Origin of the sequence: Microbacterium oleivorans, assembly GCF_001644225.1 — a bacterium.
In the GTDB taxonomy this organism is placed as follows: Bacteria; Actinomycetota; Actinomycetes; order Actinomycetales; family Microbacteriaceae; genus Microbacterium; species Microbacterium gawkjiense.
On record NZ_LSTV01000003.1, the window covers coordinates 128741 to 144870 of the forward strand.

The window sequence follows — 16130 nt, forward strand, 5'->3', positions numbered from 1 at the left end:
CCCCGAGGGGTCAGGGGCCATCGCGTCATGTCGTCGGACCGCTCAGCGCGCGGCGACGGGGACGCGCACCGAACGCACCACCGAGTCGAGCACCGACGACACGAGGTCGGCGCCGCCCCGGCCGCGCGCCATCGCACCGCCGCGGGCGGCGATGAGGCGGTGGGCGAAGACGGGTTCGAGCAGCGTCACGAGGTCGTCGGGGATCACGTACTCACGGCCCTCGAGCGCCGCCCACACCTTCGCGGCGCGGACGAGCTGCAGCGTCGCGCGCGGGCTCGCCCCCAGCCGCAGGTCGCTGTGCTCGCGCGTCGCCCGTGAGAGCGCGACGGCGTACTCCTCGACGGCGGGGGAGACGTGCACCGAGCGCGCCCACGCGATGAGGGCGGCGACGCGTTCGGCCGAGATGACGGGACGGATCGCGTCGAGCGGGTTGGCGGTGTCGCGCTGGCGGAGCATGAGCGCCTCGTTCGCGGCATCCGGATAGCCCATCGAGATGCGCATCATGAAGCGGTCGCGCTGCGCTTCGGGCAGGGCGTAGGTGCCCTCCATCTCCATCGGGTTCTGCGTCGCGACGACGAGGAAGGGGTCGGGCAGGCTGCGGCTCGTGCCGTCCACCGTGACCTGACGCTCCTCCATCGCCTCCAGCAGTGCCGACTGCGTCTTGGGCGACGAGCGGTTGATCTCGTCGGCGATGACGACGTGCGCGAAGATCGCCCCCGGTTTGAACTCGAACCGACCCTCCGACTGGTCGTAGACGCTCACGCCGGTGACGTCGCTCGGCAGCAGGTCGGGCGTGAACTGGATGCGGCGCACGGTCGCCCGGATGGACGCGCCGAGCGCGCGGGCGAGCATCGTCTTGCCGACGCCCGGGACGTCCTCGATGAGGAGGTGCCCCTCGGCGAGCAGGCACACGAGCGCGGCGCGGACGGCGTCCGGCTTGCCGTCGATGACCTGCGACACCGAGGAGATGAGGGCATCGGTGGTCTCGGCGAACACCGCGGCATCCACTCCGGCCGCTGCCCGTGACGTGGGGGCGCCCCCCGGCGCCGTCATCGTCGTCTGGTCGTCGGTCATCCGTCCCCCTCACGCGGTCGGCGCATCAGCGCGCCCGACCCGATGCTAACCCGCCCGTCACGGGCGGGCGCCCGACGTCGGGTAGACTTGCAGCAGCTCTCCGCGAGACGGCATCCAGGCCAACTCCCCCAGGACGGAAACGTAGCAAGGGTAACCAGGCTCTGCCGGGTTCGCGGAGAGTCTTTCTTTTGCCCGGCGCCTCCCAGCCCGCCCATCGGCCGCGACCCTAGGCTGGGAGCGTGGCTCAGAGCATCTACATCACCTCCGCGGAAGGTCACTCCGGGAAGTCGACGATCGCCCTCGGCGTGCTCGACACCCTCAGCCGCCGGTCGCCCCGCGTCGGGGTGTTCCGCGCGATCGCGCGCTCGACCGAGGAGCGCGACTACGTGCTCGAGATGCTCCTCGACCACGACGGCGTCGACCTCGGTTACGACGAGTGCATCGGGGCCACCTACGACGAGGTCCGCGCCGACCCCGAGGCGGCCCTGGGCCGCATCGTCGAGCGGTACAAGGCGGTCGAGGCCCAGTGCGACGCGGTCGTCATCGTCGGCAGCGACTACACCGACGTCGGCAGTCCCGCCGAGCTGGGCTACAACGCCCGCATCGCGGCCAACCTGGGGGCGCCCGTCCTCGTGGTGCTGTCGGGGCAGGCCGCCGACGGCGAGCGGCAGACGGATGCCGGTGGGCTGACACCCGCCCAGGTCGGCAACCTCGCGACCCTCGCGCTGTCCGAGATCACCCACGAGCGCGCGGGCATCTTCGCCGTCGTGGTCAACCGCGCCGACCCCGCGCACCTCGACGACATCGTCGCGGCCGTCCGCGCCGTCCCCGCCGCGGCGGGCGACATCGGGGTCTGGGCGATCCCCGAGGACGCCTACCTCGTGGCCCCGTCTGTCGGCGACGTCGCCCGTTCGCTCGGCGCGACGCTCGTGAAGGGCGACGAGGCGCTGCTCGACCGCGAGGTGCTCCACGTCGTCGTCGCGGGGATGTCGCTCAACAACGTCCTGCCGCGGCTCGAGGAGGCCGCGATCCTCGCGGTCGCCGCCGATCGCACCGAGGTGCTGCTGGCGGCGCTCCTGGCCAACGCGTCGGGGACGTTCCCCTCGCTGTCGGGCATCGTCCTCTACGGCCCGTTCGAGCTCCCCGAGCACGTCGAGCGCCTCATCGACGGCCTCGACTCGAACCTCCCGATCCTCGCGACCGATCAGGGCACGTACGAGACCGTGCGCGGCATCATGAGTGCCCGCGGCCGGCTGGCCGCGCACTCGCAGCGCCGGTACGACACGGCACTGGCGCTGTTCGAGCAGCACGTCGACACCGACGACCTCCTCCGACGCATCGGCCTCGCGAGCTCGCAGGTGGTCACGCCCCTCATGTTCCAGTACGGGCTGATCGAACGCGCCCGGCGCGAGCGTCGCCGCATCGTGCTGCCCGAGGGCGGCGACGACCGCATCCTGCGCGCGGCTGCCACTGCGCTCGCGCGCGGGATCGCCGACATCACGATCCTCGGCGAGCCCATCGAGGTGCACGCGCGTGCCCTCGAGCTGGGTCTCGACATCCGCGCCGCCGAGGTGCTGAGCCCCTTCGACGCCGTCCACGTCGACAAGTTCGCCCGCGAGTACGAGCGACTCCGCGCGCACAAGGGCGTCACGTTCCGGCAGGCCGCCGACACGGTCACCGACGTCTCCTACTTCGGCACGCTCATGGTGCACCTCGGGCTCGCCGACGGCATGGTGTCGGGCGCGGCGCACACGACGGCGCACACCATTCGTCCGGCGTTCGAGATCATCAAGACCAAACCCGGCGTCGACGTCGTCTCGAGCGTGTTCCTCATGGCGCTCGCCGACCGCGTGCTCGTCTACGGCGACTGCGCGGTCATCCCCGACCCGACGGCGGCCCAGCTCGCCGACATCGCCGTCTCGTCCGCGGCCACGGCGGAGCAGTTCGGCATCTCGCCGCGCGTCGCCATGCTCTCGTACTCGACCGGCGAGTCCGGGTCGGGTGCCGACGTCGAGAAGGTGCGCGAGGCGACCGCTCTCGTGCGCGAGCGTGCTCCGGAGCTCCTCGTCGAGGGCCCGATCCAGTACGACGCCGCCACCGATGCGGCCGTCGCGGCGACGAAGATGCCCGGGTCCGATGTCGCCGGTCGGGCGACCGTCTTCGTCTTCCCCGACCTCAACACGGGCAACAACACCTACAAGGCCGTGCAGCGCTCGGCCGGCGCGGTGGCGATGGGTCCGGTCCTGCAGGGACTGAACAAACCCATCAACGACCTCTCCCGCGGTGCCCTCGTCGAGGACATCGTCAACACGATCGCGATCACCGCGATCCAGGCGCAGAACGCGGATGCCGCGTCCCCGGAGGCCCGCGCATGACCCCCGTCCTCGTCATCAACAGCGGCTCGTCCTCGTTCAAGTACCAGCTCGTCGACGTCGCCACCGAGCGTCCCCTCGCCTCCGGCCTGGTGGAGCGGATCGGCGAGGAGTCGGGTATCGCGACCCACACGGTCTTCCTCGGCGGGGAGGGCACCGCGGTCACCGCGACGAAGGCCACCTCGCGCATCGAGCGCGCGATCCCCGACCACACCGCCGGGTTCGCCGTCATGCTCGAGGCCTTCGCGGCCCAGGGTCCCTCGCTCGAGGACGCGCGCCCGGTCGCCGTCGGCCACCGCGTCGTCCAGGGCGGCGCCCGCTTCTTCGAGCCGACCCTCATCACCCCCCTCGTCGAGATCAACATCGACGAGCTGTCGGCCCTCGCGCCGCTGCACAACCCGGGGGCGCTGCAGGGCATCCGCGCGGCGCGCGCAGCCTTCGCCGACGTCCCCCACGTCGCGGTGTTCGACACGGCCTTCCACCAGACGATGCCGGCCGCGGCGTACACCTACGCGATCGACCGCGAGACGGCGCAGAAGCACCGCATCCGCAAGTACGGCTTCCACGGCACGAGCCACAAGTTCGTGAGCGAAGCGGCTGCGGCCTTCCTCGGGCGGCCGCTCGGCGAGCTCTCGCAGATCGTGCTGCACCTCGGCAACGGGGCGTCGGCGACGGCCATCCGCGGCGGCGAGTCGGTCGACACCTCGATGGGACTCACGCCGCTCGAGGGGCTCGTCATGGGCACGCGCTCCGGGGACATCGACCCGTCGGTGCTCGGGGTGCTCGCCCGGCGTGAGGACATGGGCCCCGGCGAGCTCGACGCCTTCCTCAACAAGCGCAGCGGCCTCCTGGGGCTCGCCGGCGCGTCCGACATGCGCGACATCGACACCCGCCGACGGGAGGGGGATGACGACGCGCAGCTCGCCTTCGACGTCTACATCCACCGGCTCCGCGCCTACCTCGGCGCCTACCTCGCGCAGCTCGGCGGCGTCGACGTCATCTCGTTCACGGCGGGCGTGGGCGAGAACTCCGCCGTCGTGCGCGCCGCGGCCCTCGAGACCCTCGGCTTCGCCGGTGTCCACCTGGATGCCGAGCGCAACACGTCGGGCGAGCGCGGCATCCGCGTCATCTCCACCGACGACTCTCCCGTGACGGTCCTCGTCGTGCCCACCGACGAGGAGCTCGAGATCGCGCGCCAGGCCCACGCCGTCGCGACGGCCTGACGCGCGCGGCCGTTACGCTGGTCCGGTGACGATGGCTGAGCTTCCCGACCTCACCCGTTTCGACGGGGTCCTCTTCGACCTCGACGGTGTGCTGACCCCCACGGCCGAGGTCCACATGCACGCCTGGCAGAGCATGTTCACGGAGCTGTTCGCCTCGTGGGGCGTCGAGCCCGCCTACCGCGAGAGCGACTACTTCGAGCACCTCGACGGCAAGAAGCGGTACGACGGCGTCGCGAGCCTGCTGCGCTCGCGCGACGTCGAGGTGCCGTGGGGCGACCCGTCCGACGACCCCTCGGTCGACACGATCTGCGGGATCGGCAACCGCAAGAACGTCGTCTTCGAGCGCGTGCTGCGCGCCGACGGCATCGCGCCGTACCCGGGCTCGCTCGCCCTCGTCGAGAAGCTGCAGGCCGCCGGCGTCCCCCTCGCCGTCGTCTCGAGCTCGAAGAACGCCCGCGAGGTCCTGACGGTCGCCGGCATCATCGACCGCTTCCCGGTCATCATGGACGGCGTCGTGGCCGAGTCCGAGCGCCTCGCCTCCAAGCCCGCGCCCGACGTCTTCGCGCGCGCCGCCGAGATGCTCGGGGTGGACCCCGCGCGCAGCGCCGCCGTCGAGGACGCGCATTCGGGCGTGCGATCGGCCGCCTCCGCCGGGTACGGTCTCGTGGTGGGTGTGGACCGCGGCGCCGGAGCCCAGGCGCTGCGTGACGCCGGGGCGCACGTCGTCGTGGACGACCTCGCCGTCTTCGCCTGACCCGCGGCATCCCCTGTCGTCCTGACACCCGAAGAAGGACCCCCGCATGATCGATCGTCATCGTTTTCCCGTGGACCCGTGGCGTCTCGTCGAGACCTCGTTCTCGCTCGACGACGTCGGCGTCACCGAGACGCTGTTCGCCGAGGGCAACGGCTACCTGGGCCTGCGGGGCAACCACCCCGAGGGGCGCCACGCGCACGAGCACGGCACGTTCCTGAACGGCTTCCACGAGGTGTTCCCGATCCGGCACGCCGAGCGCGCCTTCGGCTTCGCCGAGGTCGGGCAGACGATCATCAACGCGCCCGACAGCAAGGTCATGCGCGTCTACGTCGACGACGAGCCGCTCTCGCTCGACATCGCGGACCTGCGCGAATACGAGCGCGCCCTCGACATGCGCCGGGGGGTACTGACCCGCCACATCCGGTGGATGACCCCGAGCGGCAAGGACGTCGTCATCGACTACGAGCGCATGGTCTCGTTCGAGGAGCGCCACGTCGCCGTCATGCGCATCTCGGTCACGGTGCTGAACGCGGATGCCCCGGTCACGATCAGCTGCCAGATGATCAACCGGCAGGACGGCCAGGACGTGTACGGCGGCCCGGGGCTCGGCAAGCAGGCCGAGGCCGGGTTCGACCCCCGCAAGGCCGACGGTTTCGCGAACCGGGTGCTGCAGCCCGAGGATTACTGGCAGGACGGCACCCGAGCCGCGCTGTCGTACAAGGTCACCGACTCCGGCATGACGGTCGCCGTCGTCGCCGACCACCTCGTCGAGACCGAGAACGAGTACTCGTCGCGCTCGCTCGTCGAGCCCGACGTCGCCAAGAACGTCTTCCGGGTGCAGGCGAAGCAGGGTGTGCCGGTGACGATCACGAAGGCCGTCGCGTATCACACCTCCCGCGGCGTCCCCGCGCGCGAGCTCGTCGAGCGCGCCCGCCGCACGCTCGACCGGGTCGAGCACGAGGGCATCGAGCGGCTGTTCGAGCGGCAGGAAGCCTGGGTGCAGGCGTTCTGGGAGCGGTCCGACGTGCTCATCGAGGGGCACGACGACCTGCAGCAGGCGACCCGGTGGTGCCTGTACCAGCTCGCCCAGGCGGCCGCGCGCGCCGACTCGCTCGGCGTGCCCGCGAAGGGTGTGACCGGCTCGGGCTACAGCGGCCACTACTTCTGGGACACCGAGGTCTACGTCCTGCCGTTCCTCGCGTACACGACGCCGCTGTGGGCGCGGAACGCGCTGCGGATGCGGTACCTCATGCTCCCCGCGGCCCGGAAGCGCGCGGGGCAGTTGAACGAGGCGGGCGCGCTGTTCCCGTGGCGCACGATCAACGGCGAGGAGGCCTCGGCCTACTACGCCGCCGGCACCGCGCAGTACCACATCAACGCCGACGTCGCCTTCGCGCTCGGCAAGTACGTCCGCGCGACGGGGGACACCGACTTCCTGCACCGCGAGGGCGTCGACATCCTCGTCGAGACGGCGCGGCTGTGGGCGACCCTCGGTTTCTGGCGGTTCACCGAGACGGGCGAGCCCGAGAGCTTCCACATCCACGGGGTGACCGGTCCCGACGAGTACACGACGGTCGTCAACGACAACCTGTTCACGAACGTCATGGCGCGGTACAACCTGCGCTACGCCGCGCGCGTCGTGCGCGAGATGGCCGTCGACCAGCCCGAGGCCTACCGCGCGATGGTCGACCGTCTCGATCTCGACGAGGCCGAGCCGGTCGCGTGGCAGAGCGCCGGTGAGGCGATGCACATCCCGTACAGCGAGGCCCTCGGCATCCACCCCCAGGACGCCGTCTTCCTCGAGCGCGAGGTGTGGGACCTCGAGAACACCCCCGCCGAGCAGCGCCCGCTGCTGCTGCACTTCCACCCGCTGGTGATCTACCGGTACCAGGTCCTCAAGCAGGCCGACGTCGTGCTCGCCCTGTTCCTGCAGGGCAACCAGTTCACCCCGGCCGAGAAGCTCGCCGACTTCGAGTACTACGACGCGCTGACGACGGGCGACTCCACGCTCTCGGCGGTCGTGCAGGCGATCCTCGCCGCCGAGGTCGGGTACCAGGACCTCGCGCTGGAGTACTTCCGCGAGTCGGCGTTCGTCGACCTCGGCGACCTGCACAGCAACGCGTCCGACGGCGTCCACGTCGCCTCCGCCGGCGGCGTCTGGACGGCGCTCGTCGCCGGGTTCGGCGGCATGCGCGACCACCGCGGGGCGCTCAGCTTCGACCCGCGCCTGCCCGCCGACTGGCCGTCGCTGTCGTACACGCTCCACTGGCACGGCACGCGCCTGCGGATCATGGTCCGCCGCGACGAGATGACGGTCACCGCCGACGACGGCGACGCCGTGTCGTTCACGGTCCGCGGCGCCGGGTACACGGTCGCCGGCGGCGAGACGGTGACCGTGCATCTCGACGGCCAGGGCCCGGTGATCCCGGGACGCCCCACCCTCCGCCAGATCGGCGAGCAACTGCGCGAGGACGGCACGCTGCTGTCGGCATCCGTCCCTGACGCGACGGCCGCGACCTCGGTCCCGGTGCACACGGGCACGATCCCGATCGTGACCGCCGAGGAGCAGCCGACGGATGCCGGGGAGCAGGCGGCGCCCGAGCCCGACACCCGCACGCGGCAGTTCCCCGCGGTCGACGCGGGCGATGTCACCGCGACGGTCTGAGTTCAGACCGTCGCGGCGGCGCGCTCGCGGACGATCGCGCGGACGGCGTCGCGACCGGCACGGTTCGCGCCGATCGTCGACTGCGACGGCCCGTAGCCGATGAGGAACAGCCGCGGCTCGTCGATCGCGCGGGTGTCCCGCACGCGCACGCCGCCGGCGGGGGTGCGCAGGCCCAGCGGCGCGAGATGGGCGATGTCGGCGCGGAAGCCGGTCGCCCACAGGATGACGTCCGCGCGCTCGAGGGTGCCGTCCGGCATCCGCACCCCGTCCGGCTCGATCGCGCGGAACATCGGATGCCACACCAGGGCGCCCCGGTCCTTCGCCGCCTGCGCCCACGGCGACCAGTGCGCGCCGGTGACCGAGACGACGCTCCCCGGCGGCAGCCCCTGCCGTACGCGCTCCTCGACACCGGCGATCGCCTGGATGCGCGCCGCGGTGTCGAACGCGACGGCATCCCACTGCGGTTCGGTGCGCGAGACCCAGAACGTGTCCGTGACGGCGGAGATCTCGTCGAGCAACTGGATCGCCGAGACCCCGGCGCCCACGATGACGACGCGTCGACCGCGGAACTCCTCGGCTGAGCGGTAGTCGTGCACGTGCAGCTGCCGTCCCGCGAACGACGCCTGCCCCGGAAAGGTGGGCCAGAAGGGTCGGCGCCAGGTGCCGGTCGCGTTGATGACGTACCGGGCCCCCCAGGAGCGGATGCCGTCGGTCTCCTCCGCCTCGACGTTGAGGCGCCCGCGCGGATCGTCGTCCGCCCGGCGGACGGCGCGCACCCGCACGGGGCGGCGGACGGCGAGCTCGAACCGGGACTCGTACGCGGCGAAGTACGCCGGGAGCACCTCGCGGCTGGGGGCCCGCGGATCGGCCGGGGGCACGGCGTAGCCGGGCAGTTCGTGGATGCCGTTGACGGTGCCCATCCGCAAGCTCGGCCAGCGGTGCTGCCACGCCCCGCCCGGGGAGGCCTCGGCGTCGAGGACGACGAAGGTGGGGGCGTCGTCGGGGTGGTCCGCCTCGACCGGGACGAACCCGCGGCGGCGCAGATGGTACGCCGCGCTCAGCCCCGCCTGGCCCGCGCCGATCACGAGGACGTCGACGGGGGTGGGGGACATGTGCGCTGCAACGTCGCGGTCGGTGGCGCTGTTCCCGCCGCCTCCGCGCGACGCGCCCGTTAGGCTGACCGGGTGGCAGGCGTGACGTGGCGGACCGGGGGAGCACGATGAGCTCGCCCGCCGTCGGCGCCCGCGCGGCGGATGGCGTGTTCGACGGCCTGCGCGAGGACATCGTCGCCGGTCGCCTCACCGTGGGGGAGCGCCTCCCCTCCGAGGCGGCGCTCGCCGAGCGCTATGGGGTGAGCCGTCCGAGCGTGCGCGAGGCGATCCGCTCCCTGCAGGCCCTCGGCCTCACCCGCACCCGTACGGGCAGCGGGACGTACGTCGTGTCGGACCGTCCCGCCCTCTCGCTCGGCTACGGCGACTTCTCGCCGCGCGACCTCAGCGAGGCCCGGCCGCACATCGAGGTCCCCGCCGCGGGCCTCGCCGCCGAGCGCCGCACCGAGGAGCAGCGCGCCGAGCTCGTCGCGCTGTGCGACCGGATGGACGCGACGATCGATCCCGAGGAGTGGGTCGACCTCGACTCGCGCTTCCACGTGCTGGTGGCCGTGGCATCCGGCAACGCGGTCTTCGCCCGCGCCGTCGGCGACATCCGCGACGCCCTCAGCCATCAGTCCGGGGTCGTCAACCTCATCGCGCACCGGCGCGAACCCTCATCGCGCGAGCACCGCGCCATCGCCGAGGCGATCGGCATCGGCTCGGCCATCGAGGCGCGCGAGGCCATGCGCGCGCACCTCGGCGCGGTCGAGCGTGTCGTCAGCCCGCTGTCGGAACCAGCTTCTCGGGACTGAGCGCCGCCGCCAGCGCGTCCGGCGTCAGCAGCCCGCGCTCGAGCACGACCTCGGGCACCGTGCGTCCCGACAGGAGCGCCTCGCCCGCGACCTCGGTCGCAGCGCGGTAGCCGATGAGCGGGTTGAGCGCCGTGGCGAGACCGATCGAATCGGTCACGCGGGCGGCCATCACGTCGGGACGGGCCTGGATGCCGCTGACGCACCGCTCGGCCAGCAGTCGGCATGCGGCGGTCAGGTGCGCGATGCTCTGCGACAGGGCGCGCACGATGACCGGCTCGAAGGCGTTCAGCTGAAGCTGACCGGCCTCGGCGGCGAGGGTGACGGCGAGATCGTCGGCGATGACCGTGTACGCGACCTGCGTGACCATCTCGGGGATGACGGGGTTCACCTTGCCGGGCATGATGCTCGACCCCGCCTGCAGGGCCGGCAGGGTGATCTCGCCCAGGCCCGCGCGCGGCCCCGACGACAGCAGCCGCAGGTCGTTGCACGTCTTCGACAGCTTGACGGCGATGCGCTTGAGCATGCCCGACAGGTGCACGAACGCTCCCGGGTCCTGCGTCGCCTCGACGAGGTCGGCCGCGGGGACGAACGGGCGGCCGGTGAGCTCGGCGAGGTGCGCGACGGCGAGCGGGCCGTAGCCGGCGGGGGCGTTCAGGCCGGTGCCGATCGCCGTCGCGCCGAGGTTCACCTCGAGCAGCAGCCGCGCGGATTCCCGCAGGCGCTGGCGGTCCTCGTCGAGCATGACCGCGAACGCGCCGAACTCCTGCCCGAGGGTCATCGGCACGGCATCCTGCAGCTGCGTCCTGCCGATCTTCACGAACCCCGCGAACTCGGCCGCCTTCGCGACGAACGCGTCGTGCAGCACTCCCATCGCGGCATCCAGTCCGTCGACGCCTTCGACGAGGGCGACGTCGATCGCGGTCGGGTAGGCGTCGTTGGTGGACTGGCTGAGGTTGACGTGGTCGTTGGGGTGCAGGTGGGCGTACTCGCCCTTGGCGTGACCGAGGATCTCGAGCGCGCGGTTGGCGATGACCTCGTTCGCGTTCATGTTCGTCGAGGTCCCCGCGCCGCCCTGGATGACGTCGACGACGAACTGGTCGGCGAGGGCGCCCCCGCGGATCTCGCGGCAGGCCGCCGCGATGGCGTCGGCGCGGGCGGGATCGAGCAGTCCGAGGTCGCGGTTGGCGAGCGCGGCCGCCTCCTTCACGAAGGCGAGTCCCCGCAGGAGGAACGGGTAGGTGCCGATGGGGACGCCCGTGACCGGGAAGTTGTCGCGGGCGCGGGAGGTGTGGACGCCCCAGTACGCGTCGGCGGGGATCTCGGCAGGTCCGAGCAGGTCGTGCTCGGTGCGCGTCGTCGTCATGTCGCTCTCTTCCTCGAGGTGGACGAACGGCGCAAACCTATCAGACAGATTTGACTTTCGGGTCGCGAAGACTTGACGAATCCGGCCTGTGGGGTGTTCAGTGGTCCCGAACCTGTCAGGCAGATACCACATCCTCCTCGCGGCGACGGTGCCGACGAGCTCAGAAAGCGAGAACACATGACGACGGAGTCGACCACCTCCCAGACGGATGCCGCACTGCTGCGAACCGCCGCGATCGCCCAAGCCGAGGGCGCGGGCTTCCACAAGGGTCTGCGCCCCCGCCAGATCCAGATGATCGCCATCGGCGGCGCGATCGGGACGGGCCTGTTCATGGGCGCCGGCGGCCGCCTCGCCACGGCGGGACCCGCGCTCGTCCTCGTGTACGCCGTCTGCGCCGTGTTCGCCTTCCTCGTGATGCGGGCGCTCGGCGAGCTCATCGTGCACCGCCCCTCGACGGGGTCGTTCGTGTCCTACGCCCGTGAGTTCTACGGCGAGAAGATGGCGTTCGCGGCGGGCTGGATGTACTGGCTCAACTGGGCGATGACCTCGGTCGCCGATGTCACCGCCGTCGCGCTCTACATGAACTTCTTCAAGCAGTACGTCCCGGCGCTCGCCGGCATCCCGCAGTGGGTCTTCGCGCTCGTGGCCCTCGTGCTCGTCCTCGCGATGAACCTCCTGTCGGTGAAGGTCTTCGGCGAGCTCGAGTTCTGGTTCGCGATCATCAAGGTCGCCGCCCTCGTCACGTTCCTCGTCGTGGGGATCTTCTTCGTCGTCACCGGCACGCCGGTCGGTGGGACCACCCCCGGTTTCCATCTGATCGTCGACAACGGGGGAGTGTTCCCGAACGGCATCCTCCCCGCCCTCATCGTTGTGCAGGGCGTCGTCTTCGCCTACGCGTCGATCGAGCTCGTCGGCACCGCCGCCGGCGAGACCGAGAACGCTCGGAAGATCATGCCCAAGGCGATCCGCGCCGTCGTGTTCCGCCTCGCCGTCTTCTACGTCGGGTCCGTCCTCCTGTTCGCGCTGCTCATGCCGTTCTCGAGCTACAAGTCCGGCGAGAGCCCGTTCGTCACCTTCTTCGGGTCGATCGGCGTGCAGGGTGCCGACGTCATCATGAACCTCGTCGTGCTCACCGCCGTGGTCTCCTCGCTCAACGCCGGGCTGTACTCCACCGGCCGCATCCTCCACTCGATGGCCGTCACAGGGTCCGCCCCCGCGCCGCTCATGCGGATGAACCGGTCCGGCGTCCCCTACATGGGCATCGCGGTCACCGCCGTCGTCACCGCCCTCGGCGTCGTCCTCAACGCGCTCGTCCCGTCGCAGGCGTTCGAGATCGCCCTCAACGTGTCGGCGCTCGGCATCATCAGCGCCTGGGCGGTCATCATCCTCTGCCAGATCAAGCTGCAGCGGCTGGCTCGCGCCGGCGTGATGGAGCGCCCCTCGTTCCGGATGCCGGGCGCCCCGTACACGGGATGGGTGACCCTCGTCTTCCTCGCCTCGGTCATCGTGCTCATGGCGCTCGACTTCCCGATCGGCACCTTCACCGTCGGCTCGCTCCTCGTGATCGTGCCCGCGCTGATCGGCGGCTGGTTCCTGCTGCGCGACCGCATTCGGATGCTGGCCGCCGAGCAGACCGGCACGATCGCCGCCCTGCAGCGCACCGACGAGGGCGGCGCGTGAGCGCAGGGCACCTCGTCGTCATCGCGACCGGCGGCACCATCGCGAGCCGCCGGTCGCCCGACGGATCGAGCGCTCCCGTCCTGGGCGGGAGCGCTCTGCTCCACGGTCTCGCCCCCGACGACGACGTGCGGGTCGTCGACGCGCTGGCGGCGGACTCGGCGACGTTCACCCTCGCCGACATGCAGCTCATCGTCGACGCGGTCGCGCGGGCGGTCGAGGGTGACGGCGTCCGCGGGGTGCTCGTCCTGCACGGCACCGACTCGCTCGAGGAGACCTCGCTGCTCGCGGCGATCCAGGTGGGCACGCCACCGGTGCCCGTCGTCTTCACGGGTGCGCAGTTCACCGCCGACGATCCCGCGTCCGACGGTCCCGACAACATCCGGGTCGCCCTCGCCGCGACCCGCGCCGCCGTCCCGGGCGTCTGGGTCGCCTTCGGCGGCCGCATCCTCTCCACGTGGGGGCTCGCCAAGCTGACGACCGACCGTGCCGACGCGTTCGGCCACGCGCGGCGGGATGCCGCGGCCGTGCCGCACCTCCCCGGCGACGTGTCGGGACTCCGGGTCGACGTCGTTGCCTCGCCCCCCGGGGCCGACGACCTGCACCTTCGCGCGAGTGTCGCCGCCGGGGCGGACGGGATCGTCCTTGAGGCGCTCGGGTCGGGCAACACGACCCCCACGATGGTCGGGGCCGTACGGGATGCGGTGGCCGCCGGCATCCCCGTCGTCGTCTCGAGCCGCGTGCCGCGGGGCCTGCTCGTCCCGTCGTACGGCGGCGGAGGGGGCGGCGCCGACCTCGCCGAGGCGGGGGCGCTGCACTCGCCGACCCTGCGTCCGGGGCAGGCCCGCATCCTGCTCGCGGCGCTCCTCGCGTCGGGGGCCGACCGCGCGTTCCTCGCCGCCGCCCTCGCGGGACGCGCACCGGATCGGATGTCGGCGCCACGCCGTAGTCTGTTGTGGTGACCACCGCTCTGTACCGCCGCTATCGCCCGGAGTCCTTCGGCGAGATGATCGGGCAGAGCCAGGTGACCGAGCCGCTCATGACGGCGCTGCGCAGCGACCGGGTCGGCCACGCCTACCTCTTCTCCGGTCCCCGCGGCTGCGGCAAGACCACTTCCGCCCGCATCCTCGCGCGCTGCCTCAACTGCGCGCAGGGCCCGACCGACACCCCGTGCGGCGAGTGCGACTCCTGCAAGGAGCTCAGCCGCGGCGGCGGCGGTTCGCTCGACGTCGTCGAGATCGACGCCGCCTCGCACAACGGTGTCGACGACGCGCGCGACCTGCGCGAACGCGCCGTCTTCGCCCCCGCGCGCGACCGCTTCAAGATCTTCATCCTGGACGAGGCGCACATGGTCACGGCGCAGGGATTCAACGCCCTGCTGAAGCTCGTCGAGGAGCCCCCCGCGCACGTGAAGTTCATCTTCGCGACGACCGAGCCCGAGAAGGTCATCGGCACGATCCGCTCGCGCACCCACCACTACCCGTTCCGTCTCGTCGCCCCCGCCGCCATGCTCGAGTACGTCGAGCAGCTCTGCGCCAGCGAGGGCGTGACCGTCGAGCCCGGTGTCCTGCCGCTCGTCGTCCGCGCCGGCGGCGGGTCGCCGCGCGACACCCTCTCGCTCCTCGACCAGCTCATCGCCGGCTCCGAGGACGGCGCCGTCGGCTACGAGCGCGCGGTCGCCCTGCTCGGCTACACGCACGCCGAACTGCTCGACGAGGTCGTCGACGCGTTCTCGTCGCACGACGCCGCCGCGGCCTTCGGCGCCGTCGACCGCGTCGTTCAGACCGGTCAGGACCCGCGCCGTTTCGTCGACGACCTGCTCGAGCGCCTGCGCGACCTCATCATCGTGGCGGCGACCGGCGAGGGCGCCCGCGCCGTGCTGCGCGGCGTGCCGGCCGACGAGCTCGAGCGCATGGGGCGCCAGGCGGCTGCGTTCGGCACTGACCGGCTCTCGCGGATCGCCGACCTGGTCGTCACCGCACTCGACGACATGACCGGCACGACCTCGCCCCGCCTGCAGCTCGAGCTGCTCGTGGCCCGTGTCCTCGCCGCGACGGATGCCGGTGCCCCCGCCGCGGCAGCGCCCTCGGCACCCGCGCCGGTCGCCTCGGCGCCGGTCGCCTCCGCGCCGGTCGCCTCCGCGCCGGTCGCTGCGGCGCCGGCACCCGCCGCGGCGGAACCCCGCGCGACGCCCCCGGCATCCGCTCCCGCAGTTCCCGGCGCCGGGGCCGCCGCGGCGCCCGCCGCGTCGGCACCCGAGCCGGCCCCGGCGGCCCTGCCCGAGCCGCCCGTCCCGACCGGGCCGGTGACGTTCGCGCAGATCCGCGACTCGTGGCCCGAGATCCTCCGCCGGCTCGAAGACCTCAGCCGCACGTCGTGGATGATCGCGAGCGCGTCCCGGCCGGTGGCATATGCGGAGGGTGACATCCTCACGCTGTCGTTCCAGAGCCACGCCGACGTGCAGTCGTTCAAGAAGCTGAGCGCGGGCAAGGGTCCGAGCGAGGATCTGCGCACCGCGATCCTGTCGGTGCTCGGCGTGCGGGTGAAGTATCTCACGCGGCACGACACCGATCCGACCCCGCCGCCGCCCGGCGGCGTCGGACCCGACGTCCCGCCCGCCCCGACGGCCCCGCCGGCCGCGACGCCCTCGTCCGGCCCCGGCGGCGCCGCTGCACCCGCGGCATCCCGTCCGTCGTCCGCCGCCCCGCGGACCGCGCCCGCGGCCGCCGCGCCCGTCACCGAGTGGGCGGTCGCTCCCATCCCCTCCGACGGCGGAGCGCCCGCCGCGCAGTTCGCGGTCGACGAGGAGCCCGAGGATGCGGCCCCCGCGCCGGTCCGCACGCTCACCGCGCCGCGGGAGGGCGATGTCCTGCCGGCCGAGGCGCCCGACGACGACGAGGACGACGTGCCGCCGCCGGTGGATGCCGACGCGCCCGTCCCGGTTCACACCCCACCGCCCACGCGGCTCGCCGCCGAGCCGCCGCGCGCGCCGCGTCCGGGCGGCATCGAGCGGGTCGGCGAGGCGGCGGTCCGACAACTGCTCGGCGCCCGGTTCGTCCGCGAGGAGCCGTACACGCCGCCGACGAGGTTCAACTGACC

General features: G+C 72.4%; 11 protein-coding genes and 1 other RNA gene. 9 read left to right on the forward strand and 3 right to left on the reverse strand.

Annotated elements, in window-relative coordinates; genetic code table 11:
* Positions 1-42: 42 nt before the first annotated feature.
* On the reverse strand, positions 43-1074 hold the full coding sequence (locus AYL44_RS09370) for an AAA family ATPase (protein WP_082886174.1): 1032 nt from the start codon (positions 1072-1074) through the stop codon (positions 43-45).
* Positions 1075-1165: 91 nt separating this feature from the next.
* Between AYL44_RS09370 and ffs the strand changes: the two genes are divergently transcribed.
* The 5 genes from ffs (at position 1166) to AYL44_RS09395 (ending at position 8088) form a co-directional block, all read left to right on the forward strand.
* Positions 1166-1262: signal recognition particle sRNA small type (gene ffs, locus AYL44_RS09375), an RNA gene on the forward strand.
* A gap of 51 nt (positions 1263-1313) precedes the next feature.
* Positions 1314-3449, forward strand: coding sequence for a phosphate acetyltransferase (gene pta / locus AYL44_RS09380; protein WP_064003032.1), 2136 nt, complete (start codon positions 1314-1316; stop codon positions 3447-3449).
* Positions 3446-4669: an acetate kinase gene (locus AYL44_RS09385; protein WP_064003033.1), complete on the forward strand. Its 1224-nt coding sequence runs from the start codon at positions 3446-3448 to the stop codon at positions 4667-4669. Before pta ends, AYL44_RS09385 begins: the two co-directional genes overlap by 4 nt.
* Positions 4670-4700: 31 nt before the next feature.
* Positions 4701-5423: an HAD family hydrolase gene (locus tag AYL44_RS09390; RefSeq protein WP_064003242.1), complete on the forward strand. Its 723-nt coding sequence runs from the start codon at positions 4701-4703 to the stop codon at positions 5421-5423.
* 46 nt (positions 5424-5469) lie between these two features.
* Entirely contained in the window at positions 5470-8088 is a 2619-nt protein-coding gene (locus AYL44_RS09395) for a glycoside hydrolase family 65 protein (protein WP_064003034.1), read from the forward strand.
* Positions 8089-8090: 2 nt separating this feature from the next.
* Here AYL44_RS09395 and AYL44_RS09400 read toward each other — a convergent pair whose 3' ends face one another.
* Positions 8091-9200 (reverse strand): FAD-dependent oxidoreductase, encoded by a 1110-nt coding sequence (locus AYL44_RS09400; protein WP_064003035.1) that lies wholly within the window; start codon positions 9198-9200, stop codon positions 8091-8093.
* Between the two features lie 107 nt (positions 9201-9307).
* Between AYL44_RS09400 and AYL44_RS09405 the strand changes: the two genes are divergently transcribed.
* Positions 9308-9991 carry a FadR/GntR family transcriptional regulator gene (locus AYL44_RS09405; protein WP_064003036.1) on the forward strand — a complete coding sequence of 228 codons (684 nt, stop codon included), beginning with the start codon at positions 9308-9310 and terminating at the stop codon, positions 9989-9991.
* Here the strand turns inward: AYL44_RS09405 and AYL44_RS09410 are convergent.
* Positions 9957-11354 carry an aspartate ammonia-lyase gene (locus AYL44_RS09410; RefSeq protein ID WP_064003037.1) on the reverse strand — a complete coding sequence of 466 codons (1398 nt, stop codon included), beginning with the start codon at positions 11352-11354 and terminating at the stop codon, positions 9957-9959. The two genes, AYL44_RS09405 and AYL44_RS09410, sit on opposite strands and share 35 nt — an antisense overlap.
* Positions 11355-11531: 177 nt before the next feature.
* Here AYL44_RS09410 and AYL44_RS09415 point away from each other — a divergent pair, with 177 nt between their 5' ends.
* Genes AYL44_RS09415 through AYL44_RS09425 form a run of 3 tightly spaced genes read left to right on the forward strand, consistent with a single transcriptional unit; the run spans position 11532 to position 16128 of the window.
* Positions 11532-13034, forward strand: a complete 1503-nt coding sequence (locus AYL44_RS09415; protein ID WP_064003038.1) for an amino acid permease — start codon at positions 11532-11534, stop codon at positions 13032-13034.
* A complete protein-coding gene (locus tag AYL44_RS09420; protein ID WP_064003039.1) occupies positions 13031-13993 on the forward strand; it encodes an asparaginase domain-containing protein in 963 nt (320 codons plus the stop codon). Before AYL44_RS09415 ends, AYL44_RS09420 begins: the two co-directional genes overlap by 4 nt.
* Positions 13990-16128 carry a DNA polymerase III subunit gamma and tau gene (locus AYL44_RS09425; RefSeq protein WP_197471634.1) on the forward strand — a complete coding sequence of 713 codons (2139 nt, stop codon included), beginning with the start codon at positions 13990-13992 and terminating at the stop codon, positions 16126-16128. The genes AYL44_RS09420 and AYL44_RS09425 overlap by 4 nt, the downstream gene beginning before the upstream one ends.
* Positions 16129-16130: the final 2 nt, after the last annotated feature.